Here is a 23,102-nt window from a genome sequence, read left to right on the forward strand (position 1 = left end):
GCCGCCGCGGGCAGGGCCGGGGTGCGGCTCACGCCGTCCGGCGGATGAGGGCCAGGAACATCGCGTCGGTCTCGTGCAGGTGCGGCCACAGCTGCACGAAGGGACCGTCGCCCAGGCCCGGCAGCGGGGTCACGGCCACGTCCTGGACGGCGCGGACCGCGTCGAGGAGCTCGACGTCGTCCCGGCGGCGCAGGGCGTCCTCGACGACGACGCGGGTCTCGGCCACGTGCGGGGAGCACGTCACGTAGGCGACCACTCCCCCGGGCCGGACCGCCTCCAGCGCCGAGGCGAGGAGCGCGCGCTGCAGCGGGCCGAGCGCGGCGAGGTCGTCCAGGCTCCGGCGCCACCGGGACTCCGGCCGGCGGCGCAGCGCACCCAGGCCGGTGCACGGGGCGTCGACGAGGACGCGGTCGAACTGTCCCGGCCGCTCGGCGCCGAGCTCGCGGCCGTCGCCCGTGACGACGTCCACGGTGCCGGTTGGGATCGCCGCGACCGAGGAGCGGACCAGGCGGGCGCGGTGCGGGGCCACCTCGTTCGCGGTCAGGTGCGCGCCGCGGACGTGGGCGAGGGCGCCGAGCAGCGCCGCCTTGCCGCCGGGCCCGGCGCAGAGGTCCAGCCAGGCGGCGTCCGGGACGTCCCCCGCGGTGCCGGCGGCGTGCGCGGTGCCGGCGGGAGCGAGCGGCGCGGCGGCCAGCGCCAGGGCGACCAGCTGCGAGCCCTCGTCCTGGACGCCGGCGGCGGCGGCCCGCACCGCGGGCAGGTGCGACGGGTCCCCACCGTCCGGGACGAGGGCCTGCGGGGACCAGCGGCCCGGTGCCGGGTCGGCGCCGGTCTCGCGCTCGGCCTCGGCGGCCAGCTCGTCGACGGAGACGATGCCGGGCCGGGCGACGAGGGTCACCCGCGGCGCGAGGTTGTCCGCCGCCAGCAGCTCCGGCAGCTCCGAGGCCGGGCGGCCGTTCGCGAGGAGGGACTGGCGCATGGCACGGGCGATCCACTCCGGGTGGGAGGTGGTCACCGCGAGCCGCGCGACGGCGTCCGTGCCGGCCGGGTCCGCGGCGTCGGCGATCTCCGCGAGCCAGTCCTCCAGCGGCCGGCGCCCGATGGCGCGGAGCACCGCGTTGACCATGCCCGAGGCGCCGACGCCGACCGTGGCGCGGGCCAGCGTCACCGTCTCGGAAACGGCGGCGTGGGTCGGGACCCGCATGCCGAGGAGCTGATGCGCGCCGAGCCGCAGCAGGTCCAGGACGGGGGCGTCGAGGGTGTTCAGCGCGCGGCCCTTGGTGCACCGGGCGATGACGGCGTCGTAGCGGCCCTGCATCCGGAGGGTGCCGTACGCGAGCTCGGTGGCGAAGGCGGCGTCGCGCCCGACGATCCGTCGCTCGCGCAGCAGGCCGGGCAGGACGAGGTTGGCGTAGGCGTCGCTCTGCCCCACCTGCCGCAGGACGTCGAACGCGGCGCGGCGCGGCTCGTCCGGGGTGGTCGGTCGCTGCACCCGTGCCCGGGCGGCCCGGTCGCGGCCCGCCGCGCGGTCGCGGCCGGCCGGCGGGTGCGCGGCGCGGCCGGGGGCCTCGCTCATGAGCGGGCCCCCAGCGCGCTCGCGTCGGGGAGGTGGGCGCCGCGGGCCCAGGCCTCGGCCGGCATCCAGCTCTTCCCGGCGGGGGCCACCTCGCCGAGGGCGACGGCGTGCGACCCGGTGCCCACGAGCACCTCCCGCTTCCCGGCGCGAACCTCCCCCGGCCGCAGGTCGTCGACGTCGGGCCGGGGCAGGACCGGGCGGAGCTTGAGGCGCGCGCCGCCGGGCGCCGTGGTCCACGCCCCCGGGGCCGGCGTGCAGCCCCGCACGAGCCGGTCGACGGCCAGGGCCGGGTCGGTCCAGCGCACCTCCGCGTCCGCGGGCTCGAGCTTCGGGGCCAGGCTCACGCCGTCGGCGGGCTGCGCCTCGGCGCGGGCGTCGCCCGCGGCGACACCGTCCATGACGGCGGTGAGGAGGTCGGCGCCGGACACGGCCAGGCGGCCCAGCAGGTCCCCGGCGGTGTCACGGGGCCGGACGGTCTCGGTGAGCGTGCCAAGGACGGGCCCTGTGTCCAGCCCGGCCTCGATCTGGAAGACGCTCGCCCCGGTGACCTCGTCGCCGGCGATGACGGCGCGCTGGACGGGGGCCGCGCCGCGCCACGCCGGGAGGAGGGAGAAGTGGAGGTTGATCCACCCGTGCCGCGGGACGTCGAGCAGGGCGGCCGGGATGAGGCCGCCGTAGGCGACGACCGCCGCGGCGTCGAGGTCGAGCGCGTTCAGCTGCTCCGGCACGCCCTCCTCGCGGAGGGTGCGCGGGGTCAGCACTCTCACGCCCTCCGAGCGGGCCAGCTCGGCGACCGGGCTGGCGGCGAGGGCCCGGCCCCGGCCGCGCGGCGCGTCGGGGCGGGTGAGGACGGCGACGACCTCGTGCTGCGAGGCGAGGAGGGCACGCAGCGAGGGCAGGGCGACCTCGGGGGTGCCGGCGAAGAGCAGGCGCATGGTGGACGAGTCTAGGCGCCGGGCCCGCCCGGGGCCGCGGCGGTGCCGGCGCCGGCGGTGGCGTGGCCGTCGATGACCGCGGGCGCGGCCGCGGGCAGGGCGAGGGGCAGGCCGAGCGCGAGGAGGTCGCGGCGCAGGGCGTCCGCGCCGGTGAAGCGCAGGGCGGTGATGCCGAGCGCGGCGGCGCCCGCGACGTTGGCCGGAGAGTCGTCGACGAACACCGTCCGGGCCGGGTCCAGGGCGTAGCGGCCCAGCAGGATGCGGAAGATCTCCGGGTCGGGCTTGACCACTCCCTCGCGGCCCGAGACGACGATGCCCTCGAGGTAGGCGATGGCCGGGGCTGCCGGCAGTGCGTGGGCGAAGGTGTGCGCCGACCAGTTGGTCAGGCCCAGGAGGGGCACACCGGCGTCGGCGAGCTCCGCGACGACCGCGGCGGTGCCCGGGACCGGCCCGGTCAGCGCCGCGGCGAAGTTCTCGCAGTAGCGCGCGAGGGTTCCCGCATGCTCGGGGTGCGCGCCGGCCACGCGGGACTCGGCCTCGGCGAGGGTGAGGCCGGCGTCCATCGCGAGGTTGAGCGCCGGGAAGTCGACGTCGGCCGAGAACCGCTCCCAGGCGGCGCGGTCGAGGTGGTCGGAGACGGCGCCGTACGGCTCCCAGCCCACGAGCACCTGCCCCAGGTCGAACACGACGGTGAGCTCGGGGCCGGGGGTGCGCGTCATGGCGCCATCCTCCCCCACCGGGCGGGCGGCGGGGACGCACTCACCCGCCGGGGCGCGGCGGCGCGCCCGGTCCTCACCACAGGTCCGGCGGGTCCACCTGCACGCGCACCGCGCCGTCCTCCTTGCGGGCGCTGCGGGCCGCCGACGCGTGCGCCAGCTTCCGGCACAGCTCGGTGCCACGGCGCCGGTCCACGCGCAGCACCGCGCGGACCTCCGCCTCCGCGGCGGCCCGCGGGCGGCCGGGACGGCGCGGCGCGTCGGGCGGCGCGGCGTCGGCCCCGGGGGCGCCCGCGGGAACCTCGACCGGGCCGAGCACCTCGAGGTCCTCGAGCGGCTCCAGGTGCGCGAGGAAGGACCGGACCGCGCCGGGCGTCCCCTGGACGGCCGCGAGCCGCACCGCCGGCGGGAACGCCAGCTCGGTGCGCTCGGCGAGCTCCCGCTCCGCGAACCCGGCCGGGTCCCACCGCACGAGGGCCTGCGCGGGCACCGGCGCCGGCTGGCCGAGCAGCATGACCCGGCCCCCGCCGTCGGCGCCGCGCACGAGCGCGGCGGCGTTGAGCCAGCGCCGCAGCGCCTCCGCCGACGCCCAGAGCTCGGGCCGGGACGTGCTGGCGGCGCCGTCGAGGAGCAGGGCGGCGGCGTAGCCCCCGCTGGCGACGGGCTCCGCGCCGGGCGTCGCCACGACGAGCCGGGGCCGGTCGTCGACCGTCTCGACGACGCCGTGGCGCGCCGTCGCCCCGGAGACGACGACCGGGACGGAGGGGAACGCGCGGCCCAGCTCCTCGGCGGTGCGCGAGGAGCCCACGCGGGTGGCGCGCAGGGCCGAGTGGCTGCAGGTGGGGCAGCTCCAGTCGACCGCGTGACGCCCGCACCACGAGCACGTCGGCGCCCGGCCGGCGCCCTCCAGCCGCAGGGGGCCGTGGCACGTGCGGCAGCGCGCGGGCTCGTGGCAGCGCGCGCAGGAGACCACCGGCAGGTAGCCGCCGCGGGCCACCTGGACGAGGACGGGCCCGACATCGAGCGCCTCCTTGGCGAGGCGCCAGGCGGGGTGCGGGATCCGCGCCGCGGCGGCGGCGCCCTCTCGGGCGAGGTCGATCTCGCTGGGCGCCTGCACGCGCGGGGTGGCCCGGCGCACCACCTCGCGGGGCGCCTGCACGGGGAAGGCCCACCGCTGCTCCAGCAGCAGCTGGGCCTCGACCGTCCTGGTGTAGCCGCCCACGAGGAACGCCGCGCCCTCCTGCTCGGCCCGCAGGGCGAGGACCTGCCGGGCGTGCGGGTAGGGGGCGCGGGGCTCGGCGAGGCGGTCGTCGCCGTCGTCGAAGCAGACGCACAGGCCGAGGTCCGGCACGGGGGCGAAGGCGGCGGCGCGGGTGCCGACCACCACCCGCACCTCCCCGAGCAGGACCCGCAGGAAGCTGCGGTAGCGCTTGGCGGGACCGTCGTCCGCCACCAGGCGGACCACCGGCTCGCCCGGCAGGTGCGCGGCGAGCCGCTCGGCCACCTCGGTGACCTGCCGGCTGGTCGCGACGACGACGAGGACACCGCGCCCCGACGCGAGCGTGGCCTGCGCGGCCTGGGCGACCGCGGTGGCCCACGGCACCACCGCGGCCGCGTCGTCGTGGGCGGGCAGCGCGGTCCACACGGCGCGCGGGCCCTCCCCGGCGGCGAGGTGGCGCAGGAACGCCGGTCCGCCGGTGTACGGCCGCCACGCGGCGCCCTCCGGTGCGGGGACGTCGGGGCCGGCGTCGGCCCGGGGGCTGTGCTTCTCGAGGACGGACTTCTCGGTGGTCGCGTGGCGCGGCGGGACCGCGAGGCGGACGACGTCCATGAGCGTCCCGGCGTACCGGTCCGCGACGGCCCGGCACAGCCGCAGCACGGCGGGCGACAGCACGGGCACCGGGGAGACGGCGCGGCGCAGCGGGGCCAGGGCGGTGCGGTGGTCCGTGTCGGCGCGCCGCTCGACCACGAACGCCGACCGGTCCTGGCCGGCGAAGCGGACCTGGACGCGCGTGCCCGGCAGCGCCGTCTCCGCCATCGCGGGCGGGACGAGGTAGTCGAAGGCGTGGTCGAGGTGCGGCAGGGGCACGTCGACCACGACGCGCGCGACCGGGTCGCTCACGCCGTCCCCGTCGACGGGGACGGGACCGGGGGCGGGCAGGTCGAGGAGCGCGCCCTGCTGGGGGCGGGAGCGGCTCGTCGGGGTCATGCCCACATCACATCACGGACGTCCCACACGCCGTCCCGCGGGGTGTGCGCCGGGGTTCACGCGACGGCCGAGCGGAGGTCGTCGACGCGGTCGGTGCGCTCCCACGTGAACTCGGGCAGCTCGCGGCCGAAGTGGCCGTAGGCGGAGGTGTGGCGGTAGATCGGGCGCAGCAGGTCCAGGTCCCGGACGATGGCGGCGGGACGCAGGTCGAAGACCTCGCGGACGGCGGCGACGATCCGGGGCACCGGCACGGTCTCGGTGCCGAAGGTCTCCACGAACAGGCCCACCGGACGCGCCCGGCCGATCGCGTAGGCCACCTGGACCTCGCAGCGGCGCGCCAGCCCCGCCGCGACGACGTTCTTCGCCACCCACCGCATGGCGTAGGAGCCCGAGCGGTCGACCTTGGAGGGGTCCTTCCCGGAGAACGCCCCGCCGCCGTGGCGCGACATCCCCCCGTAGGTGTCGACGATGATCTTCCGGCCGGTCAGCCCGGCGTCGCCCATGGGGCCGCCCACGACGAACTTGCCGGTGGGGTTGACCAGCAGCTCGTGGCCGTCGGTGACCAGCTCGAGGTTCGCGGCGGCGAGCACGGGCGCGACGACCTCGGCCGCCACGGCCTCGCGCAGGAGGTCCTGGCGCACCCACTCGTCGTGCTGGGTGGACACGACGAGGGTGTCCAGGCTCACGGCCCGGTCGCCCTCGTACCCGATGGTCACCTGGGTCTTCCCGTCCGGGCGCAGCCCCGAGACGATGTTCTCCTTGCGGACCTTGGCCAGGCGCTCGGCGAGGCGGTGCGCGAGGTAGATCGGCAGCGGCATCAGCTGCGCGGTGTCGTCGCAGGCGTAGCCGAACATCAGGCCCTGGTCCCCGGCGCCCTGGACGTCCAGGGGATCGAGCGTTCCGGCGTCGTCGCGGCCCTCGAGGGACTTCGTCACGCCCTGCGAGATGTCCGGGGACTGCTGCCCGATCGAGACGGAGACCCCGCACGAGGCACCGTCGAAGCCGATCTTCGACGAGGTGTACCCGATCCGGGTGACCTCGTCCCGCACGATCTGCGGGATCTCGACGTACGCCTTCTCGGTGGTGACCTCGCCGGCCACGTGCACGAGGCCGGTGGTGACCATGGTCTCCACCGCCACCCGGGCCTCGGGGTCCTGCTCGAGGATCGCGTCGAGGATCGAGTCGGAGATCCGGTCGCACACCTTGTCGGGGTGACCCTCGGTCACGGACTCGGACGTGAACTGACGCAGAGCAGGGGCAGAAGTCACCGGTCGATCGTAGTGGCAGCGCGGCGGCGGGCCGTGACCGCGTCCCACAGGCCGTCCGCGACGTCGTCCTTGCTGCCCTGCGCGCGGGCGACGACCTCGCCGTCGGCGTCGAGGATCGTCACGGCGTTGGGCACGTCGCCGAACCCGAGGCCCGCGCCGACCTCGTTGACGGCCAGGAGGTCCGCGCCCTTGCGCCGCGCCTTGGCGCGCCCGTGCGCGAGGGCGTCGGCGTCGGCGTCGCCCGTCTCCGCGGCGAAGCCGACGACGACCTGGCCGGCGCGCAGCCGGTGGGTGGCGAGCTCGGCGAGGATGTCGGGGTTCTGCACGAGCACGATCGGGTCCGGTGTGGCGTCGGCCGTCTTCTTGATCTTGTGCCCGGACGTGGCGGCGGGCCGGAAGTCGGCGACGGCGGCGGCCATGACGACGACGTCGGCGCCGGCCGCGGCGGAGCGCACGGCCTCGCGCAGCTCGGCGGTGGTCTCCACCCGCTCGACGGCGACGCCGGGGTGCGCGGGCAGCAGCGCCGCCTCGACGTTGGCGGCGACGAGCGTGACCCGGGCGCCGCGGCGGGCGGCGGCCAGGGCCAGCGCGATGCCCTGGCGGCCGCTGGACCGGTTGCCGAGGAACCGCACCGGGTCGAGGGGCTCGCGGGTGCCGCCGGCGGAGACGACGACGGTGCACCCGGCCAGGTCGGTCACGGGGCCCGTGCCGACGAGGGCCAGGGCCGCCGACACGATCGCGGCCGGTTCGGGCAGCCGTCCGGGCCCGGAGTCGGTGCCGGTGAGCCGGCCGGAGTCCGGGTCGAGCACCGTCACGCCGCGCGCCCGCAGGGTGGCGACGTTGGCCTGGGTGGCGGGGTGCAGCCACATCTCGGTGTGCATGGCCGGGGCGAGGAGCACCGGGCAGGTCACGGTCAGCAGGGTGGCCGTGAGGAGGTCGTCGGCCAGCCCGGCGGCGGCCCGGGCGAGCAGGTCCGCGGTGGCCGGCGCGACGACGACGAGGTCCGCGCCGCGGCCGAGCGCCACGTGGTCGACGTGCTCGGCGTCGTCGAAGACGTCCGTGCGCACCGGCTCCCCGGACAGGGCCTCCCAGGTGGGCCGGCCCACCATCCTCAGGGCGGCCTCCGTGGGGACCACCCGGACGCGGTGCCCCGCCTCGCGGAGCAGGCGCAGGACGTAGGCGGCCTTGTACGCGGCGATGCCGCCGGTGACTCCGAGGACGACGCGCAACGCGCCGCCCGTCCCCCCGGGGGTCGTGGCGGCGCGTGGGCCGGACTGCTCGGTCATGCCGACGAGGTTAGTCCTCAATCCGCGTGAGGGTCAGCATGCCCTGGTTGATCTCCTGCATGGCGATCGAGAGCGGCTTGTCGTCCTGCCCGGAGGCCACCAGCGGGCCGACGAACTCCAGGAGGCCCTCCTGCAGCTGCGAGTTGTAGGTGTTGATCTGGCGGGCGCGCTTGGCGGCGTAGATCACCAGGGCGTACTTGGAGTCCACGCGCTCGAGCAGCTCGTCGATGGGCGGGTCGGTGATGCCCTCGGGGGCGGCGACGGTTCCGTACATGGGTGACCTTCTTAGGGCTCGGCGGTTCGCGGTCGATGCGCGACGGCGACGCCTGGGGGCGCGGCGCGCATACAGCCCTCGATACTACCCCGCGCTACAACCCCATGAGGGCCATGAGCTCGTCCGTGGCGCGTCCCACATCGTCGTTGACGACCACGTGGTCGAACTCCGGGACGGCCCGGAGCTCCTCCCGCGCGGTGGCGAGCCGGCGCTCCCGCTCCTCGGGGCCCTCGGTCCCCCGCCCGACGAGGCGGTGCACGAGCTCCTCCCAGGACGGCGGGGCGAGGAACACGAGCTGCGCCTCCGGCATCGCGCCGCGGACCTGGCGGGCGCCCTGGAGGTCGACCTCCAGGAAGACGGGACGGCCGGCCGCGAGCATCCGGTCCACCGGGCCCCGGGGGGTGCCGTACCGGTTCCGGCCGTGCACGACGGCCCACTCCAGCATCTCCCCCGCCTCGACGAGGGCGTCGAAGCGCTCGCCCGTCAGGAAGTGGTAGTGCACCCCGTCCACCTCACCGGGCCGCGGCTCCCGCGTCGTCGCGGAGACGGAGATCCACAGCTCGGGGCTGCGCCGACGAAGCTCGGCCATGATGGTGCCCTTCCCCACCGCCGTCGGTCCGGACAGCACCGTCAGGCGTGCGGGGCGGGTGGTCGGCGCGGAGGGGGCGGGGGCGGGCTCGGTCATGACGGCCATCCTGCCAGCACCCGCCGGCACCTCAGCCGAAGCGCTTGATGAGGGCGGCGCTCTGGTGGGGGCCCAGGCCGCGGACGCGACGCGCCTCGGAGATGCCGAACTCCGCCATGAGCGACCGTGCGGTGGCCTTGCCGACGCCGGGCAGCGACTCCAGGAGCGAGACGACCTTGAGCTTGGCCAGCGCCTCGTCGGTGCGGGCCGCCTCCAGCACCTCGGACAGGCTGACCTGGGAGTACTTGAGCCTGCTCTTCACCTCCGCCCGCGTCGCGCGGGCGGCGGCAGCCTTCACCAGGGCGGCGGCACGCTGTTCAGGAGTCAACGGCGGCAGGGCCACGTCGGTCACCTCGTCATGTCACAGGGGCACTGCGTTGGAAGGTAGTTGCTCACCACGCTACCGGCAACGGCTGTCGAACTGGTGGTGAACCGCACACGTCCCGGCGCCCTGAGGGGGTCACCCGGGCGGGTCGCCGCCGTCGGCACCGCCCCCGGCGAGGAGCGCGGTGGCACGCTCCACCGCGGCGGCGAGGCCCCGGCTGTGCGCGCCGCGCCAGAAGGGGCGACCGCAGCGGGCGCACCGGACGAAGTCGTCGTAGCTGCGCCGGGTGCCGGCGGGCAGCACGTCCAGCAGCGCCGCCTTCGCTGCGGGGACCAGCGGGCCGCCGCACGCCAGGCACCGGGTGAAGGGCGCCAGCACCGGCGCGAACCGGCCCAGCACGTCCGCCGTCTGCGCCTCGACCTCGGTGCCACGCACGAACGCGCCGAGCCGGGGCACCGGCTCGCCCAGGACGCGTCGCTTGAGCAGCTCGCGGTCGCGCGTGAGGAGCACCCGCGACTCGGCGAGGGCCAGCTCCGCGAGCTCGTCGTCGCCGGCGTCGGTGCGGTAGGCCACGTCCAGGCCGAGCAGGCGCAGGCGGCGCGCGAGGGAGCCGAGGTGGACGTCGAGGACGAAGCGCAGGGGCTGCGGCGCGGGCTGCGGGCGCGGCGCCGCCGGGACGGCGAGCCGGCGGCCGACCGCGCGCCGGGACGCCGCGGCCGGGGCACCGTCGAGCAGCAGGACCCCCACCTCCGTGAGCGGCACGCCGATCGACTGGACAAGGTGCCCGAGCGTGGCGGAGGGGTCCGCCGGGACGGTCACGGAGCCGCGCCGGCGCGGCGGCGGCAGGTGGAACCGCAGCTCCGGGTCGAAGACGATCTCGAGGCCGGCGGCGCCCGGCTCCCCCATCGACCTCGCCCGCCTCGCCCCGCTCAGCGCGCCAGCGCCGTCCGCACCGTCGTCGTCACCCGCTCGGCGGCGGCGCGCAGGCTCGCGACGTCCGGGCCGGCGCCGAGCACGGCCCGGGACGTGCTCGCCAGGACCTGGTCGCGGGCGTCGCCGAAGACCTCGGCGAGCTCGGCGGGCCCGGCGCCCTGGGCGCCCACCCCGGGCGCGAGCAGCGGCCCGCGGACCGCGGCCAGGTCGAGGCCGAGGTCGCGGACCGCGGACCCGGTCGTGGCGCCGACCACCAGGCCGACGGGGCCGAGGGGGCCGTCGTCCCCCGAGGCGGCGGCGTCGGCGTTCTCGCCGCGGGCGCCGGCGACCATCTGGCCGGCCACGGAGAGCCCCGCGCCCCCGGCGTGCTGGACGCCGGCCCCCTCCGGGTTGGAGGTCAGGGCGAGGACGAACACGCCCCTCCCGTTCGCCCTGGCGAGGTCGAGCGCCGGGCGCAGGGACCCGAACCCGAGGTAGGGCGAGAGCGTGATCGCGTCGGCGGCCAGCGGCGAGCCGTCGCGGAGGTAGGCGTCGGCGTAGCCGGCCATGGTGGAGCCGATGTCGCCGCGCTTGACGTCGAGGACGGTCAGCGTGTCCGCGTCGCGGGCGCGCACGAGCACCTCCTCGAGGACGGCGATCCCGCGCGAGCCGTGCCGCTCGAAGAAGGCCGACTGCGGCTTGAGCGCGGCGACCCGACCGGCCAGGGCGTCGACCACGGTGAGGCTGAAGCGGCGCAGGCTCGCGACGTCGTCCGCGAGCCCCCAGCGCTCGAGCAGGCCGGGATGCGGGTCGATCCCCACGCACACGGGCCCGTGGGCGCTCATGGCGCGGGCGAGCCGGTGCCCGAACGGCGCCCGGCCGGCGGGGTCGCCGGTCCCGGCGTACCGCGCCGTGGGACCCGGCGCGCTCACGCGCCGGCCCCGACCGAGGCCGCGCGCACCGCCGCCGCGCCCACGGGCTCGCCGCGCTGGGCGGCGGCGCGGCGCTCGGCCCGGACGGCGTCGTGCTGCTGGAGGCTGCGCACCTTGAACGCCCCGGCGGTGACGGCCTCGATGGCCTGGACGGCCGCGCCGAACTGCTGGACGGTGGTGATGATCGCCTTGTCCGCGGCCGTGGTCGAGGCCCGGATCTCGTAGCCGTCGGCGCGGGCGCCCTGCCCGTTCGGCGTGTTGACGACCATGTCGACCTGCCCCGAGGAGATCAGGTCGATGATCGTGGGCTCGCCGCCGAGCCCGCGCCCGTCGGACGCCTTGCGCACCACCGAGGCGTGGATGCCGTTGCGGCGCAGGACGACGGCGGTCCCGGCGGTGGCCAGGATCTCGAAGCCGAGCTCGACGAGGCGGGTGACCGGGAAGACGATCGAGCGCTTGTCGCGGTCGGCGACGGAGACGAACACCCGGCCGGAGGTCGGCAGACCGCCGAACGCGGCGTCCTGGGACTTGGCGAAGGCGAGCGGGAAGTTCACGTCCAGGCCCATCACCTCGCCGGTCGAGCGCATCTCCGGTCCGAGGATGGTGTCGACGATCGAGCCGGTGGCGGTGGCGAAGCGCTTGAACGGCAGCACGGCCTCCTTGACCGCGAGCGGCGCCTCGAGGTCGAGGACCGACGCGTCCAGCTGCGGCAGCATGCCCTGCTCGCGCAGGCCGGCGATGGACTCCCCGGCCATGATCAGGGCGGCGGCCTTGGCCAGCTGCACGCCGGTGGCCTTGGCGACGAACGGCACCGTGCGCGAGGCCCGCGGGTTCGCCTCGATGACGTAGAGCACGTCGGAGACCAGGGCGAACTGGATGTTGATGAGCCCGCGCACGCCGACCCCGGCGGCGATGGCCTCGGTGGAGCGGCGGATGCGCGCGATCTCCGCGGTGGAGAGCGAGACGGGCGGCAGCACGCAGGCGGAGTCGCCGGAGTGGATGCCCGCCTCCTCGATGTGCTCCATGACGCCGCCGAGGAAGAGCTCGGTGCCGTCGTAGAGGGCGTCGACGTCGATCTCGATGGCGTCGTCGAGGAAGCGGTCGATGAGCAGCGGCGCCACCCGCCGGGACGCGTCGGCGGAGCCCACGTGCCCGCCGAGGGAGGAGCGGGTGACGTAGTCGGCCAGGCCGGCCTCGTCGTAGACGATCTCCATGCCGCGGCCGCCCAGGACGTAGCTGGGGCGGACCAGGACGGGGAAGCCGACCTCGGCGGCGACGGCGTGGGCCTGCTCGGCCGTCGTCGCGGTCCCGAACGCGGGGGCGGGCAGGCCGGCGCGGGCCAGCACCGCGCCGAAGGCGCCGCGGTCCTCGGCCAGGTCGATGGACTCCGGCGACGTGCCGAGGATGGGCACGCCGGCGTCCTGCAGGCGCTGGGCGAGGGACAGCGGGGTCTGCCCGCCGAGCTGGACGATGACGCCGGCCACCGGGCCGGCGGCGAGCTCGGCGTGGTAGACCTCCAGGACGTCCTCGAAGGTGAGCGGCTCGAAGTAGAGCCGGTCGGAGATGTCGTAGTCGGTGGAGACCGTCTCCGGGTTGCAGTTGATCATGACGGTCTCGTACCGCCCGGCCAGCGCCATCGTGGCGTGCACGCAGGAGTAGTCGAACTCGATGCCCTGCCCGATCCGGTTGGGCCCGGAGCCGAGGATGATCACGGCCTCGCGCTCGCGCGGGCGGACCTCGGTCTCGGTGTCGTACGCGGAGTAGTGGTACGGGGTCTGGGCCGCGAACTCGGCCGCGCAGGTGTCCACGGTCTTGTACACCGGGCGCAGGCCGTAGGCGTGACGCACCTCGCGCACGGCCTCCTCCCCCAGGCCGCGGAGGCGGCCGATCTGGGCGTCGGAGAAGCCGTGGCGCTTGGCCTGGCGGAGCACGCCCTCGGTGAGGGCCTCCGCGCCAGCGACCTGCGCGGCGACCTCCTCGATGAGCGCCAGCTGGTCGAGGAACCACGGGTCGATCGCGGTGGCGCCGTAGAGCTCGGCGACGCTCGCGCCGCCGCGCAGCGCCTGCTGCACGTCGACGAGGCGGTGCTCGGTGGGCACCTTCACGGACTCGAGCAGCGCGGCCGTGGCGGCGGCGTCCGGCCGGGCGCCGTCCCAGTGGAAGACGCTGCCGGTCTTGTCGATCGAGCGCATCGCCTTCTGCAGCGCCTCGGTGAAGTTCCGGCCCAGGGCCATGGCCTCGCCGACGGACTTCATGGTGGTCGTCAGCGTCGGGTCGGCGGCGGGGAACTTCTCGAACGCGAACCGCGGCACCTTGACGACGACGTAGTCCAGGGTGGGCTCGAAGCTCGCCGGGGTGGAGCCGGTGATGTCGTTGGGGATCTCGTCGAGGGTGTAGCCCACCGCGAGGCGCGCGGCGATCTTCGCGATGGGGAAGCCGGTGGCCTTGGAGGCCAGCGCGGAGGACCGCGAGACCCGGGGGTTCATCTCGATGACGACGACCCGCCCGGTGGCGGGCTCGACGGCGAACTGGACGTTGCAGCCGCCGGTGTCGACGCCCACCTCGCGGATGATCGCGATGCCCACGTCGCGGAGCTTCTGGAACTCGCGGTCGGTGAGCGTCAGGGCGGGCGCCACGGTGATGGAGTCGCCGGTGTGCACGCCGACGGGGTCGACGTTCTCGATCGAGCAGACCACGACGACGTTGTCCGCCTTGTCGCGCATGAGCTCGAGCTCGTACTCCTTCCACCCGAGGATGGACTCCTCCAGGAGCACCTCGGTGGTGGGCGAGTAGTGCAGGCCGGCGCCGGCGATGCGGTCGAGGTCCTCCGGGGTGTAGGCCATGCCGGAGCCCAGGCCGCCCATGGTGAAGGACGGGCGCACCACCATCGGGTAGCCGAGCTCGGCCGCGATCGCGTGGCACTCCTCGATCGTGTGCGCGATGGCCGAGCGGGCGCTCTCCGCGCCGCAGCGCTCCACCACGCCCTTGAACTGGTGGCGGTCCTCGGCCAGGTTGATGGCGTCGATGGAGGCGCCGATGAGCTCGACGCCGTACTCCTCGAGCACGCCCGCCTCGTGCAGCGCCAGCGCGGTGTTCAGCGCGGTCTGCCCGCCCAGGGTGGGCAGCAGCGCGTCGGGGCGCTCCTTGGCGATGATCGTGGCGACCACCTCCGGGGTGATCGGCTCGACGTACGTGGCGTCGGCCAGCTCCGGGTCGGTCATGATCGTGGCCGGGTTGGAGTTGACGAGGATGACGCGCAGGCCCTCCTCGCGCAGCACCCGGACCGCCTGGGTGCCGGAGTAGTCGAACTCGGCGGCCTGGCCGATCACGATCGGGCCGGAGCCGATGACCATGACGCTGGAGATGTCGGTGCGCCTGGGCATCAGTGGGTCTCGCTCTCGGTGGTGGGGATGGTGGTGGTGGCGGACCCCGCGGCGGCCGGGGTGCCCGAGCCGGCCAGCGCGGGGGCGGCCGTGTCACCGGCGCCGCCGCCCCGGCGGGTCTGCATGAGGCGCACGAACCGGTCGAAGAGGTGCTCGGCGTCGTGCGGGCCGGCGGCGGCCTCGGGGTGGTACTGGACGGAGAACGCGGGGACGTCCAGGGCGCGCAGGCCCTCCACCACGTTGTCGTTGAGGGCCACGTGGGAGACCTCGACCCGGCCGTACCGGCCGCCGTCGTAGGGGGCCGTGGAGGGCTCGGTGACCGGGGCGTCGACGGCGAAGCCGTGGTTGTGCGCGGTGATCTCGACCTTGCCGGTGGTCCGGTCCAGGATGGGCTGGTTCACGCCGCGGTGGCCGTACTGGAGCTTGTACGTGCCGTAGCCCAGGGCCCGGCCCAGGAGCTGGTTGCCGAAGCAGATCCCGAAGAACGGCAGCCGGGCGTCCAGGACGCCCCGAAGGAGGTCGACCTCGTGCGTGGCGGCCTCCGGGTCGCCCGGCCCGTTGGAGAAGAAGACGCCGTCGGGCTGGTAGGCGAGGACCTCGGCGAGCGAGGTGCGCTGCGGCACGACGTGCACCCGCACGCCGCGCGCGGCGAGCTGCTGGGGCGTGCGGTTCTTGATGCCCAGGTCGAGGGCGACGACGGTGGCGACGGGGTCCTTGCCGGCGAACTCCCCGGCGGGCTCGACGACGTAGGGCTCGTCCGTGGAGACCTCCTGGGCGAGGTCGGCGCCGAGCATCTGCGGCGACTCTCGCACGACGTCGAGCAGCACTTCCAGGGCCTGGTCGGTGAGGTGGTCGGCGCCCGCGGGCAGCGCGGCGCCGGAGAAGATGCCGGCGCGCATGACGCCGCGCTCGCGCAGGTGCCGGGTGAGCGCGCGGGTGTCGACGTCGCAGAGGCCCACGATGCCCTGGTCCGCCAGCTCGTCCTCCAGCTCGCGCACCGAGCGCCAGTTGGAGGCGCGGCGGGCGGCGTCGCGCACGACGAAGCCGGCCACCCAGATCTGGGAGGACTCCGGGTCCTCGTCGTTGACGCCGGTGTTGCCGATGTGCGGGGCGGTCATCACGACGATCTGACGGTGGTACGAGGGGTCCGTGAGGGTCTCCTGGTAGCCGGTCATGCCGGTGGAGAAGACGACCTCGCCCACGGTGCGCCCGGTGGCCGCGTAGGCGCTGCCGCGCAGCACGTAGCCGTCCTCGAGCACCAGGAGCGCCGGCCCGCGCGCGGCGCCGCCGGGCCTGCCGGGCTGCGCGACCGCCGCGTTCTCGGCGGGCGTGCCCGCCGCGGGGTCGTTCACGGCCGGGGTGTTCGTGGCGGGCGCGCTCATGCGCCGACCTCCTCTCGCGCCACGGGGGCGCCGTCGAGCACGGTGGCGCGTCCCCGCAGGAACGTCGCCATGACCTGGCCGGGGAGATCCATCCCGGCGTAGGGGGAGTTGTTGCTGCGGGTGGCCTGCGCGGCGGGGTCGACCACCCGGCGCGCGGCCGGGTCCACCAGGGTCAGGTTCGCGGGCTCGCCGACGGCGAGGGGCCGGCCGTGGTCGTCCACGCGCCCGATCCGCGCGGGGGCGGTGGACATCACGCGCGCGACGTCGGCCCAGCTCATCCGGCCGGTCTCGACCATGACCTCCTGGACGACCGGCAGGGCCGTCTCCAGGCCGGTCATGCCGAAGGCACCGGCGGCCCACTCGCAGTCCTTGTCCTCAGCGGCGTGCGGGGCGTGGTCGGTGGCGACGATGTCGATGGTGCCGTCGGCCAGGCCGGCGCGCACCGCCTCCACGTCCTCGGCCGTGCGCAGCGGCGGGTTGACCTTGAACAGCGGGTCGTAGGACCGGGCGAGGTCGTCGGTGAGGACGAGGTGGTGCGGGGTCACCTCGGCGGTCACGTCGATGCCGCGGGCCTTGGCCCAGCGGACGATGTCCACGCTCCCGGCGGTGGAGAGGTGGCACACGTGCAGGCGGGAGCCGACGTGCTCGGCGAGGAGCACGTCGCGGGCGATGATCGACTCCTCGGCCACGGCCGGCCAGCCGGTCAGCCCGAGCTCGGCGGAGACGGCGCCCTCGTGCATCTGCGCCCCCTCGGTCAGGCGCGGCTCCTGGGCGTGCTGGGCGACGACGCCGTCGAGGCCCTTCACGTACTCCAGGGCGCGGCGCATGAGCACGGGGTCCGCCACGCACTTCCCGTCGTCGGAGAAGACGCGGACGCGGGCGGCGGAGGCGGCCATGGCGCCGAGCTCGGCGAGGACCTCGCCCGCCAGGCCCACGGACACGGCGCCGACGGGGTGGACGTCCACCCAGCCGGCCTGCCGCCCGAGGTTCCAGACCTGCTCCACGACGCCGGCGGTGTCCGCGACCGGGGAGGTGTTGGCCATGGCGTGCACGGCGGTGAACCCGCCGAGCGCCGCGGCACGGGTGCCGGTGAACACGGTCTCGGTGTCCTCCCGGCCGGGCTCGCGCAGGTGGGTGTGGAGGTCGACGAGCCCGGGCAGCGCCACGAGGCCGTCCGCGTCGAGGGTCACCACGTCGGGCGACCCGGCGGCCAGCCGCGCGGCGCCCTCGCCGACGGCGGCGATGACGCCGCCGCTGAGGAACAGGTCCGCCGGGTCCCCGCCGAGCGGACGGGCCCCCCGGATCAGGTAGTCGGTCACAGTCCCATCCCTTCGGTCGTCGTTCCCTCGCCGCCGGCGAGGAGCAGGTAGAGCACGGCCATGCGCACGCTCACGCCGTTGGCCACCTGCTCGATGATGGTCGAGCGCGGCGAGTCGGCGGCCTCTGCGCTGATCTCCAGCCCCCGGTTCATCGGGCCGGGGTGCATGACGATCGCGCGGGCCGGCAGCGTGCGCAGCCGGGCGCCGTCGAGGCCGTAGCGGCGGTGGTACTCCAGCGGCGACGGGAAGAACCCGCCGCCCGCCAGGGACATCCGCTCGCGCTGGACCCGCAGCATCATGATCGCGTCCGGGCCGTCCTGCGCGAGCGCCTCGTCCAAGTCGTGGCACACGGTGGCGGGCCATCCGTCCATGCCGACCGGCAGGAGCGTGGGCGGGGCGACGAGGGTGACCCGCGCGCCGAGGGTGGTGAGCAGGTCGACGTTGGACCGGGCCACGCGCGAGTGCAGGACGTCGCCGACGATCACCACGCGGGCGCCGGCGAGGTCGGAGCCGTCGGGCGCGGCGGGTGCGTCGCTCGCGCCCGGCGTCGCCGCGTGCAGGTGGCGGCGCAGCGTGAAGGCGTCCAGCAGCGCCTGGGTGGGGTGCTGGTGCGTGCCGTCGCCGGCGTTGAGCACGGGCACGTCGATCCAGCCGGAGTGCGCGAGCCGGTGCGGGGCGCCGGAGGCCTGGTGGCGGATGACGACCGCGTCGGCGCCCATGGCCTGGAGGGTCTGGGCCGTGTCCTTGAGGGACTCGCCCTTGGACACGGACGAGCCCTTGGCCGAGAAGTTGATGACGTCGGCGCTGAGCCGCTTGGCGGCGGCCTCGAAGGAGATGCGGGTGCGGGTCGAGTCCTCGAAGAAGAGGTTGACCACCGTGCGGCCGCGCAGGGTGGGCAGCTTCCGGATCGTGCGGCCCTGCGTGGCGGCCATCGCCTCGGCCGTGTCGAGGATCTCGACGGCCTCGGCGTGGCTGAGGTCCTTGGCGGAGAGCAGGTGCCTCATCGGGCCACCTCCTCGGCGCCGTCGGAGATGGTCACCGCGTCGGGTGCGCCGCCGTCGGTCTCGGCGAGCTGGACGCGGACCCGCTCGGTGCGGGACGTGGGCAGGTTCTTGCCCACGTAGTCCGCGCGGATCGGCAGCTCCCGGTGGCCCCGGTCGACGAGGACGGCCAGCTGGACGCTGCGCGGGCGGCCCAGGTCGTTCAGGGCGTCGAGCGCCGCGCGGATGGTGCGCCCGGAGTAGAGGACGTCGTCGACGAGGACGACCACCTTGTCGTCGATGCCCGCGGCCGGCAGCGTGGTGCGCCCCAGCGTGCGGGTCGGCTGGCCGCGCAGGTCGTCGCGGTACATCGTGATGTCGAGCGCACCGACCGGCATCGAGCCGCGGCCCTCGGTCTCGCCGATCCGGGCGGCGATCCGCGTCGCGAGCGGGACGCCGCGGGTGGGGATCCCCAGCAGGACGACGTCGTCGCTGCCGTGGTTGCGCTCGAGGATCTCGTGCGCGATCCGGGTCAGGGACCGGGAGATGTCTGAGTCGGAGAGCACCTGGCGCGCGCCGGGACTCCTGGGCATGCTGGCCACAAAGGACCTCCTTCCCCGCCTCACCGGACGGGCCTTAAAGGATGTCGGACGGCGCCGATGCTACCCCGGCGCGGCGGGTGCCCCGTCCGGCGTCCCGACGGCGAGACGCCGCACGACCGGGCGGCGCGGCCGTGCGGCGCGCCTGCGACCCCGCGCCGATACCGCCGCCCAGAATGGGGAATCGCCGGGCCGCATCGGCGCCGCGCGGGTGGCCGTGGCCAACGTCACCGTCCGAGGAGCATCCATGCGCACCGTCGCACTCAAGAACGTCGTCCTGGGCGAGGGCGCCACGAAGGTCATCGTCCCCCTCACCGGGACCGACGCCGGGACGCTCCTCCGGCAGGCCGACGGGCTCGCGGGCCACAGCCTCGACATCGTCGAGTGGCGCGTGGACCACTACGAGGACGCCCCCGACGCCCAGAAGGTGGTCGCTACGGCCCGGACGCTCGCCGCGCGGCTCGCCGGCAGGCCGCTGCTCGTCACGTTCCGCACCGCGGCCGAGGGCGGCCGGGCGGCCATCGAGGACGGGGCCTACGGCGACCTGCTCGTCGCCGTGGCGCGCTCGGGCGTCGCCGACGCCGTCGACGTCGAGCTGTTCCGCGACGAGGCGCAGGTGCGCCGCGTCGTCGAGGCCGCGCACGAGGCCGGAGTGCGGGTCGTCATGTCCAGCCACGACTTCGCCGGGACCCCGGCCGAGGACGAGATCGTCGCGCGCCTGCGCCGCATGCAGGACCTCGGCGCGGACGTCGTCAAGCTCGCCGCCATGCCCCACGACGCCGGCGACGTGCTGACCCTCCTGGGCGCCACGTGGACCATGCACTCCGTGCACGCGGACCGTCCGGTCATCACGATGGCGATGGGCGGGGTCGGCGTCGTCTCCCGGCTGGCCGGGGAGATCTTCGGCTCCGCGGCGACCTTCGGCATGGTCGGTGAGGCCTCGGCGCCCGGGCAGGTCGACGTCGACGCGCTCGGGCGGGTGCTGGAGCTCATCCACCGCGCCCGCTGAGGGGCAGGCGCCGGCGGGTGGGCGCTGGTCGGCGCCGTCGGTGCCGGTGAGCGGTCAGGTACCGGGGGCCCGGGGGGCGGCATCCGCCGGGAGCGCGAACACCGCGGGCGAGGGGGGAACCTCTCCCCCGCCGGCGCGCCGGCCGAGCTCGGCGACCACGGCCGCACGCATGACCTCGACGTCGGGCTCGTGGCCGGTCATCAGCTTGACCTGGACCTGGGCCTGGTGCAGCAGCATGACCCAGCCCGGCGCGACGGCGCCGCCGGCGTCCCGCCAGGCTCGGGCCAGCGGGCTGGGCCACGGGTCGTAGACGGCGTCCAGGAGCACCGTGCCGGCGAGGGCCGACGCGGAGCCGGCGAGGCGCTCGGTCAGGGCGGCCGCGACGGCGTCCGCCGCGCCGGCGGGGACCGTGGACACCACGACGTCGGCCCCCTCGAGCGCGGCCGCTGCGACGTCGGCCGAGGACCACAGGACGTTCTCGGTGGCCACGCCCATGCGGTGGGCGGCCGCCGGCGCCGCGCCCGGCCCCGCGAAGCTGCGGCCCACGACCGTGGTCCGGGCCGCGCCGAGCTCGGTGAGCGCGGCGACGGCGGAGGAGGCGGTCGCGCGGGCGCCCAGGATGGCGGCGTGCCGGGGTCGCCAGCCCGCCGGGGCAGTCTCCCGGACGGTGGCGACGATGCCGTGGACGTCGGTGTTGAAGCCGACGAGCGGGCCGACCCGCCCGGCGCGGCCGGGCTGCACGACGAGCGTGTTCACGGCGCCGGTGACCTCGGCGAGCGGGTCGACGACGTCCAGCAGCGGGATGACGACCTGCTTGAGCGGCATGGTCAGGGAGAGGCCGCCCCAGGTGGCGTCCAGCTGCGCCAGCACCGCGGGCAGCTGGTGCTCGGTGACGTCCTGGAGCCCGTAGCCCCACCCGGCCAGGCCGAGCCCGGCGTAGGCCGCCCGGTGCAGGGCCGGCGAGAGCGAGTGCGCCACGGGGTGCCCGAGCACCGCGCAGCGGCGCCCGATCCCGGGCGCGGTCAGGTCCTGACCGACGACGGCCATGTGCGTGTTCCTCCTTGGACGACCGCCGCACCGCCGCGCTCGCGGTGCACGGCGGCCGTGCGCGGTCAGCCGAGCAGGGTGGGCTTGAGCTCCAGGATCCGGCCGAGCAGGCCGTTGACGAAGGACGGCGACTCGTCGGTGGACAGGTCGGCGGCGAGCTGGACGGCCTCGTCGATCGCGACGGCGTCGGGCACGTCGTCGTTGTACAGGATCTCCCACACGCCAAGGCGCAGGATCCCGCGGTCCACGCCAGGCATGCGCTCGAGCGACCAGCCCTCCGAGTAGGTGCGGAGCAGCTCGTCGATCTCGACGCGGTGCGCCGCCACCCCCTCGACGATCTCGGCGGCGTAGGCCGGGAAGGCGCCCTGCGCCACCGTCACCTGCTTGCGCTCGGCGAGCAGCGCGAGCAGGTCCTGGGACCTTTCCTCGCCCTTCTGGTCGGCCTCGAAGAGGACGTCCAGCGCCCGGCGACGGGCCTTGCTGCGTGCGGCCACAAGGGTCCTTCCTAGTTCTGGTGCTGCGGTGTCCTGGTGCTGCGGTCGGCGGCCGCGGCCGCCAGCGGGGTGGGTCAGTCGTTGACGCGGCCGAGGTAGTCCCCGGACCGGGTGTCGACCTTGACCTTGGTGCCGATCTCGAGGAACAGCGGGACCTGGATCTCGTAGCCGGTCTCGACGGTCGCGGGCTTGGTGCCCGCGGAGGAGCGGTCGCCCTGCAGGCCCGGCTCCGTGTAGGTGATCTCCATGACCACCGAGGCGGGCAGCTCGACGAAGAGCACGACGCCCTCGTGCGTGGCGACGATGGCGTCCTGGTTCTCGAGGAGGAAGTTCGCGGCGTCGCCGACGGTCTCGGACGCGATCGGGATCTGCTCGTACGTCGCGGAGTCCATGAAGACGAAGAAGTCGCCGTCGCGGTACAGGTACTGCATGTCGCGACGGTCCACCGTGGCGGTGTCGATCTTGACGCCGGCGTTCAGCGTCCGGTCGACGGTCTTGCCGGAGAGGACGTTCTTGAGCTTGGTGCGCACGAAGGCCGGGCCCTTGCCGGGCTTGACGTGCTGGAACTCGACGACGGACCAGAGCTGTCCGTCGATGTTGAGCACGAGGCCGTTCTTCAAGTCGTTGGTCGAAGCCACTTCGGGAGCCGTCCTTCAGATCATGGGAGGCGGCCCGGCCGGAACCGTGGTCCGGCGGGCCGCGCGAGCGCCCGTCAGGATACCCCGTACAGCGCCCAGACACCGAGGACGCCCCACAGCGCCGCCCAGATGTAGCTGGCCAGGGTCCCGATGATGAAGCGCTCCGCGGCGGGGCTCCGCTTGTCGGGGTGCGCCTCCCGCAGCTCGGGGTAGCGCCCGAGCCCCTTGACCGCCAGCACGATCGCCACGGCCTCGGGGAAGCCGGCCAGGACCGACCCGGTGATCGCGAGCCGCTCCAGCATGCCGATCCACGTGCCCCCGCGCAGCACGCCCGCCACGGCGGGGCCTGGCTCCACGCGGCGCAGGACCGCCCAGACGACGAACCGGCCCAGCAGCACGGACAGGACCAGCGCGACGACGACGACGGCGCCCTGGACGCCCGGTCCCGTGGCAGAGATCACTGCGCCTCCTTCTCGCCGGCGCGCACGGCGCCCTCGCCCTCGGCGCGCGCGATGAGCGCGGCCGCGAGCGGGCGTACCGCCCGCTCCTCCTCCAGCAGTGCCGACCGTACCCGCTGGCTGACCGCCTGCTCGGAGATGCCCAGCGCGGCGGCGACGTCCTTCTGCCGCGCCCCGGGGACGAGCCGGTCCGCGACCTCCCAGCCGGCCCTGGACCGGCGCCGGAGCACGGACGCGAGCAGCTGCACGAGGGCGGTGGCCTGCCCGGCCGCCTCGTCGTCGTCGCCGGCGACGACGACGGGCGCGGGCACGCTGCGCCCCCGGGCCCGCTCGACGGCGCCGCGCGCGTGGACGAAGGCCGGCCCCGAGCTCGCGCGCGACGTCTCGGCGAGCGGCTCGTCGACCGCCCCGGCGCCGATGCCCACGGCCCACTCCCCCAGGCGGACGAGGTGGAGCGCGAGGTCGAGGGCGGCGTCGGCGGTGCCCAGCACCGTCTGGACCTCGTCCCCCACGGTGCGCTCCAGCGGCCGGACGACGGCGGACGGGTCCGTGTGCGCGGCGGTCCAGCGGCCCACCTGGTCCAGCAGCGCGGCGACCTTGTCCCCGTGGCGGGTGCTGGCGTTCTGGTCAGCGGTCAGGACGAACATTGCTCAAGGCTAGGGCATTGACCTTGCA

22 protein-coding genes are annotated in these 23,102 nt (G+C 75.7%); 1 reads left to right on the top strand and 21 read right to left on the bottom strand.

Annotated features, from left to right (window positions below; all coding sequences use genetic code 11):
* Nucleotides 1-28: 28 nt before the first annotated feature.
* The 16 genes from EJK16_RS07040 to pyrR form a co-directional block, all read right to left on the bottom strand.
* On the bottom strand, nucleotides 29-1,576 hold the full coding sequence (locus EJK16_RS07040; protein WP_127127679.1) for an RsmB/NOP family class I SAM-dependent RNA methyltransferase: 1,548 nt from the start codon (nucleotides 1,574-1,576) through the stop codon (nucleotides 29-31).
* A complete protein-coding gene (gene fmt, locus EJK16_RS07045) occupies nucleotides 1,573-2,511 on the bottom strand; it encodes a methionyl-tRNA formyltransferase (protein WP_127127681.1) in 939 nt (312 codons plus the stop codon). Before fmt ends, EJK16_RS07040 begins: the two co-directional genes overlap by 4 nt.
* An 11-nt stretch (nucleotides 2,512-2,522) precedes the next feature.
* Nucleotides 2,523-3,230 (bottom strand): HAD family phosphatase, encoded by a 708-nt coding sequence (locus tag EJK16_RS07050; RefSeq protein WP_127127683.1) that lies wholly within the window; start codon nucleotides 3,228-3,230, stop codon nucleotides 2,523-2,525.
* Nucleotides 3,231-3,303: 73 nt separating this feature from the next.
* Nucleotides 3,304-5,436 (bottom strand): primosomal protein N', encoded by a 2,133-nt coding sequence (locus EJK16_RS07055; protein ID WP_127127685.1) that lies wholly within the window; start codon nucleotides 5,434-5,436, stop codon nucleotides 3,304-3,306.
* A 56-nt stretch (nucleotides 5,437-5,492) separates the two neighbouring features.
* A complete protein-coding gene (gene metK, locus EJK16_RS07060; protein ID WP_205739627.1) occupies nucleotides 5,493-6,704 on the bottom strand; it encodes a methionine adenosyltransferase in 1,212 nt (403 codons plus the stop codon).
* The gene (gene coaBC, locus EJK16_RS07065) at nucleotides 6,701-7,933 is read right to left on the bottom strand and encodes a bifunctional phosphopantothenoylcysteine decarboxylase/phosphopantothenate--cysteine ligase CoaBC (protein ID WP_127128037.1); all 1,233 of its coding nucleotides are present in this window, start codon (nucleotides 7,931-7,933) and stop codon (nucleotides 6,701-6,703) included. The genes metK and coaBC overlap by 4 nt, the downstream gene beginning before the upstream one ends.
* A gap of 67 nt (nucleotides 7,934-8,000) precedes the next feature.
* A complete protein-coding gene (gene rpoZ / locus EJK16_RS07070; protein ID WP_127127687.1) occupies nucleotides 8,001-8,264 on the bottom strand; it encodes a DNA-directed RNA polymerase subunit omega in 264 nt (87 codons plus the stop codon).
* Nucleotides 8,265-8,358: 94 nt separating this feature from the next.
* On the bottom strand, nucleotides 8,359-8,949 hold the full coding sequence (gmk, locus tag EJK16_RS07075; protein ID WP_127127689.1) for a guanylate kinase: 591 nt from the start codon (nucleotides 8,947-8,949) through the stop codon (nucleotides 8,359-8,361).
* Between the two features lie 31 nt (nucleotides 8,950-8,980).
* Complete coding sequence (gene mihF, locus EJK16_RS07080; RefSeq protein WP_127128039.1) at nucleotides 8,981-9,292, bottom strand: integration host factor, actinobacterial type; 312 nt, start codon at nucleotides 9,290-9,292, stop codon at nucleotides 8,981-8,983.
* A 117-nt stretch (nucleotides 9,293-9,409) separates the two neighbouring features.
* Complete coding sequence (locus EJK16_RS07085; protein WP_127127691.1) at nucleotides 9,410-10,180, bottom strand: Mut7-C RNAse domain-containing protein; 771 nt, start codon at nucleotides 10,178-10,180, stop codon at nucleotides 9,410-9,412.
* A 23-nt stretch (nucleotides 10,181-10,203) separates the two neighbouring features.
* Nucleotides 10,204-11,031 (bottom strand): orotidine-5'-phosphate decarboxylase, encoded by an 828-nt coding sequence (pyrF, locus tag EJK16_RS07090; RefSeq protein ID WP_127128041.1) that lies wholly within the window; start codon nucleotides 11,029-11,031, stop codon nucleotides 10,204-10,206.
* 83 nt (nucleotides 11,032-11,114) lie between these two features.
* Nucleotides 11,115-14,501 (bottom strand): carbamoyl-phosphate synthase large subunit, encoded by a 3,387-nt coding sequence (gene carB / locus EJK16_RS07095; RefSeq protein ID WP_127127693.1) that lies wholly within the window; start codon nucleotides 14,499-14,501, stop codon nucleotides 11,115-11,117.
* Nucleotides 14,501-15,883: a glutamine-hydrolyzing carbamoyl-phosphate synthase small subunit gene (gene carA / locus EJK16_RS07100; RefSeq protein ID WP_127127695.1), complete on the bottom strand. Its 1,383-nt coding sequence runs from the start codon at nucleotides 15,881-15,883 to the stop codon at nucleotides 14,501-14,503. The genes carB and carA overlap by 1 nt, the downstream gene beginning before the upstream one ends.
* Nucleotides 15,880-17,202 carry a dihydroorotase gene (locus tag EJK16_RS07105; protein WP_127127697.1) on the bottom strand — a complete coding sequence of 441 codons (1,323 nt, stop codon included), beginning with the start codon at nucleotides 17,200-17,202 and terminating at the stop codon, nucleotides 15,880-15,882. The genes carA and EJK16_RS07105 overlap by 4 nt, the downstream gene beginning before the upstream one ends.
* Nucleotides 17,199-18,206: an aspartate carbamoyltransferase catalytic subunit gene (locus tag EJK16_RS07110; RefSeq protein WP_127127699.1), complete on the bottom strand. Its 1,008-nt coding sequence runs from the start codon at nucleotides 18,204-18,206 to the stop codon at nucleotides 17,199-17,201. The genes EJK16_RS07105 and EJK16_RS07110 overlap by 4 nt, the downstream gene beginning before the upstream one ends.
* Nucleotides 18,203-18,775, bottom strand: a complete 573-nt coding sequence (pyrR, locus tag EJK16_RS07115) for a bifunctional pyr operon transcriptional regulator/uracil phosphoribosyltransferase PyrR (protein ID WP_127128043.1) — start codon at nucleotides 18,773-18,775, stop codon at nucleotides 18,203-18,205. The genes EJK16_RS07110 and pyrR overlap by 4 nt, the downstream gene beginning before the upstream one ends.
* 253 nt (nucleotides 18,776-19,028) lie before the next feature.
* On the opposite strand from pyrR, the gene aroD reads away from it, so the two are divergent.
* Nucleotides 19,029-19,790 carry a type I 3-dehydroquinate dehydratase gene (gene aroD, locus EJK16_RS07120; protein WP_127127701.1) on the top strand — a complete coding sequence of 254 codons (762 nt, stop codon included), beginning with the start codon at nucleotides 19,029-19,031 and terminating at the stop codon, nucleotides 19,788-19,790.
* A 54-nt stretch (nucleotides 19,791-19,844) separates the two neighbouring features.
* On the opposite strand, the gene EJK16_RS07125 is transcribed toward aroD, so the two are convergent.
* The 5 genes from EJK16_RS07125 to EJK16_RS07145 form a co-directional block, all read right to left on the bottom strand.
* Nucleotides 19,845-20,837, bottom strand: a complete 993-nt coding sequence (locus EJK16_RS07125) for a shikimate dehydrogenase (protein ID WP_127127703.1) — start codon at nucleotides 20,835-20,837, stop codon at nucleotides 19,845-19,847.
* 65 nt (nucleotides 20,838-20,902) lie between these two features.
* Nucleotides 20,903-21,331, bottom strand: coding sequence for a transcription antitermination factor NusB (nusB, locus tag EJK16_RS07130; protein ID WP_127127705.1), 429 nt, complete (start codon nucleotides 21,329-21,331; stop codon nucleotides 20,903-20,905).
* 74 nt (nucleotides 21,332-21,405) lie between these two features.
* A complete protein-coding gene (gene efp / locus EJK16_RS07135) occupies nucleotides 21,406-21,969 on the bottom strand; it encodes an elongation factor P (protein WP_127127707.1) in 564 nt (187 codons plus the stop codon).
* Between the two features lie 74 nt (nucleotides 21,970-22,043).
* Nucleotides 22,044-22,430: a hypothetical protein gene (locus tag EJK16_RS07140; RefSeq protein ID WP_370275972.1), complete on the bottom strand. Its 387-nt coding sequence runs from the start codon at nucleotides 22,428-22,430 to the stop codon at nucleotides 22,044-22,046.
* Complete coding sequence (locus EJK16_RS07145; protein ID WP_127127709.1) at nucleotides 22,427-23,074, bottom strand: hypothetical protein; 648 nt, start codon at nucleotides 23,072-23,074, stop codon at nucleotides 22,427-22,429. The genes EJK16_RS07140 and EJK16_RS07145 overlap by 4 nt, the downstream gene beginning before the upstream one ends.
* Nucleotides 23,075-23,102: the final 28 nt, after the last annotated feature.

This window comes from Georgenia sp. SYP-B2076 (assembly GCF_003991205.1).
Lineage (GTDB): Bacteria > Actinomycetota > Actinomycetes > Actinomycetales > Actinomycetaceae > Georgenia.

What these genes read in the sequence shown, in the direction of transcription:
- EJK16_RS07040 (WP_127127679.1), bottom strand. Translation starts at nt 1,576, where the DNA reads ATGAGCGAGGCCCCCGGCCGCGCCGCGCACCCGCCGGCCGGCCGCGAC.
- fmt (WP_127127681.1), bottom strand. Translation starts at nt 2,511, where the DNA reads ATGCGCCTGCTCTTCGCCGGCACCCCCGAGGTCGCCCTGCCCTCGCTG.
- EJK16_RS07050 (WP_127127683.1), bottom strand. Translation starts at nt 3,230, where the DNA reads ATGACGCGCACCCCCGGCCCCGAGCTCACCGTCGTGTTCGACCTGGGG.
- EJK16_RS07055 (WP_127127685.1), bottom strand. Translation starts at nt 5,436, where the DNA reads ATGACCCCGACGAGCCGCTCCCGCCCCCAGCAGGGCGCGCTCCTCGAC.
- rpoZ (WP_127127687.1), bottom strand. Translation starts at nt 8,264, where the DNA reads ATGTACGGAACCGTCGCCGCCCCCGAGGGCATCACCGACCCGCCCATC.
- gmk (WP_127127689.1), bottom strand. Translation starts at nt 8,949, where the DNA reads ATGACCGAGCCCGCCCCCGCCCCCTCCGCGCCGACCACCCGCCCCGCA.
- EJK16_RS07085 (WP_127127691.1), bottom strand. Translation starts at nt 10,180, where the DNA reads ATGGGGGAGCCGGGCGCCGCCGGCCTCGAGATCGTCTTCGACCCGGAG.
- pyrF (WP_127128041.1), bottom strand. Translation starts at nt 11,031, where the DNA reads ATGAGCGCCCACGGGCCCGTGTGCGTGGGGATCGACCCGCATCCCGGC.
- carB (WP_127127693.1), bottom strand. Translation starts at nt 14,501, where the DNA reads ATGCCCAGGCGCACCGACATCTCCAGCGTCATGGTCATCGGCTCCGGC.
- carA (WP_127127695.1), bottom strand. Translation starts at nt 15,883, where the DNA reads ATGAGCGCGCCCGCCACGAACACCCCGGCCGTGAACGACCCCGCGGCG.
- EJK16_RS07110 (WP_127127699.1), bottom strand. Translation starts at nt 18,206, where the DNA reads ATGAGGCACCTGCTCTCCGCCAAGGACCTCAGCCACGCCGAGGCCGTC.
- pyrR (WP_127128043.1), bottom strand. Translation starts at nt 18,775, where the DNA reads ATGCCCAGGAGTCCCGGCGCGCGCCAGGTGCTCTCCGACTCAGACATC.
- aroD (WP_127127701.1), top strand. Translation starts at nt 19,029, where the DNA reads ATGCGCACCGTCGCACTCAAGAACGTCGTCCTGGGCGAGGGCGCCACG.
- EJK16_RS07125 (WP_127127703.1), bottom strand. Translation starts at nt 20,837, where the DNA reads ATGGCCGTCGTCGGTCAGGACCTGACCGCGCCCGGGATCGGGCGCCGC.
- EJK16_RS07145 (WP_127127709.1), bottom strand. Translation starts at nt 23,074, where the DNA reads ATGTTCGTCCTGACCGCTGACCAGAACGCCAGCACCCGCCACGGGGAC.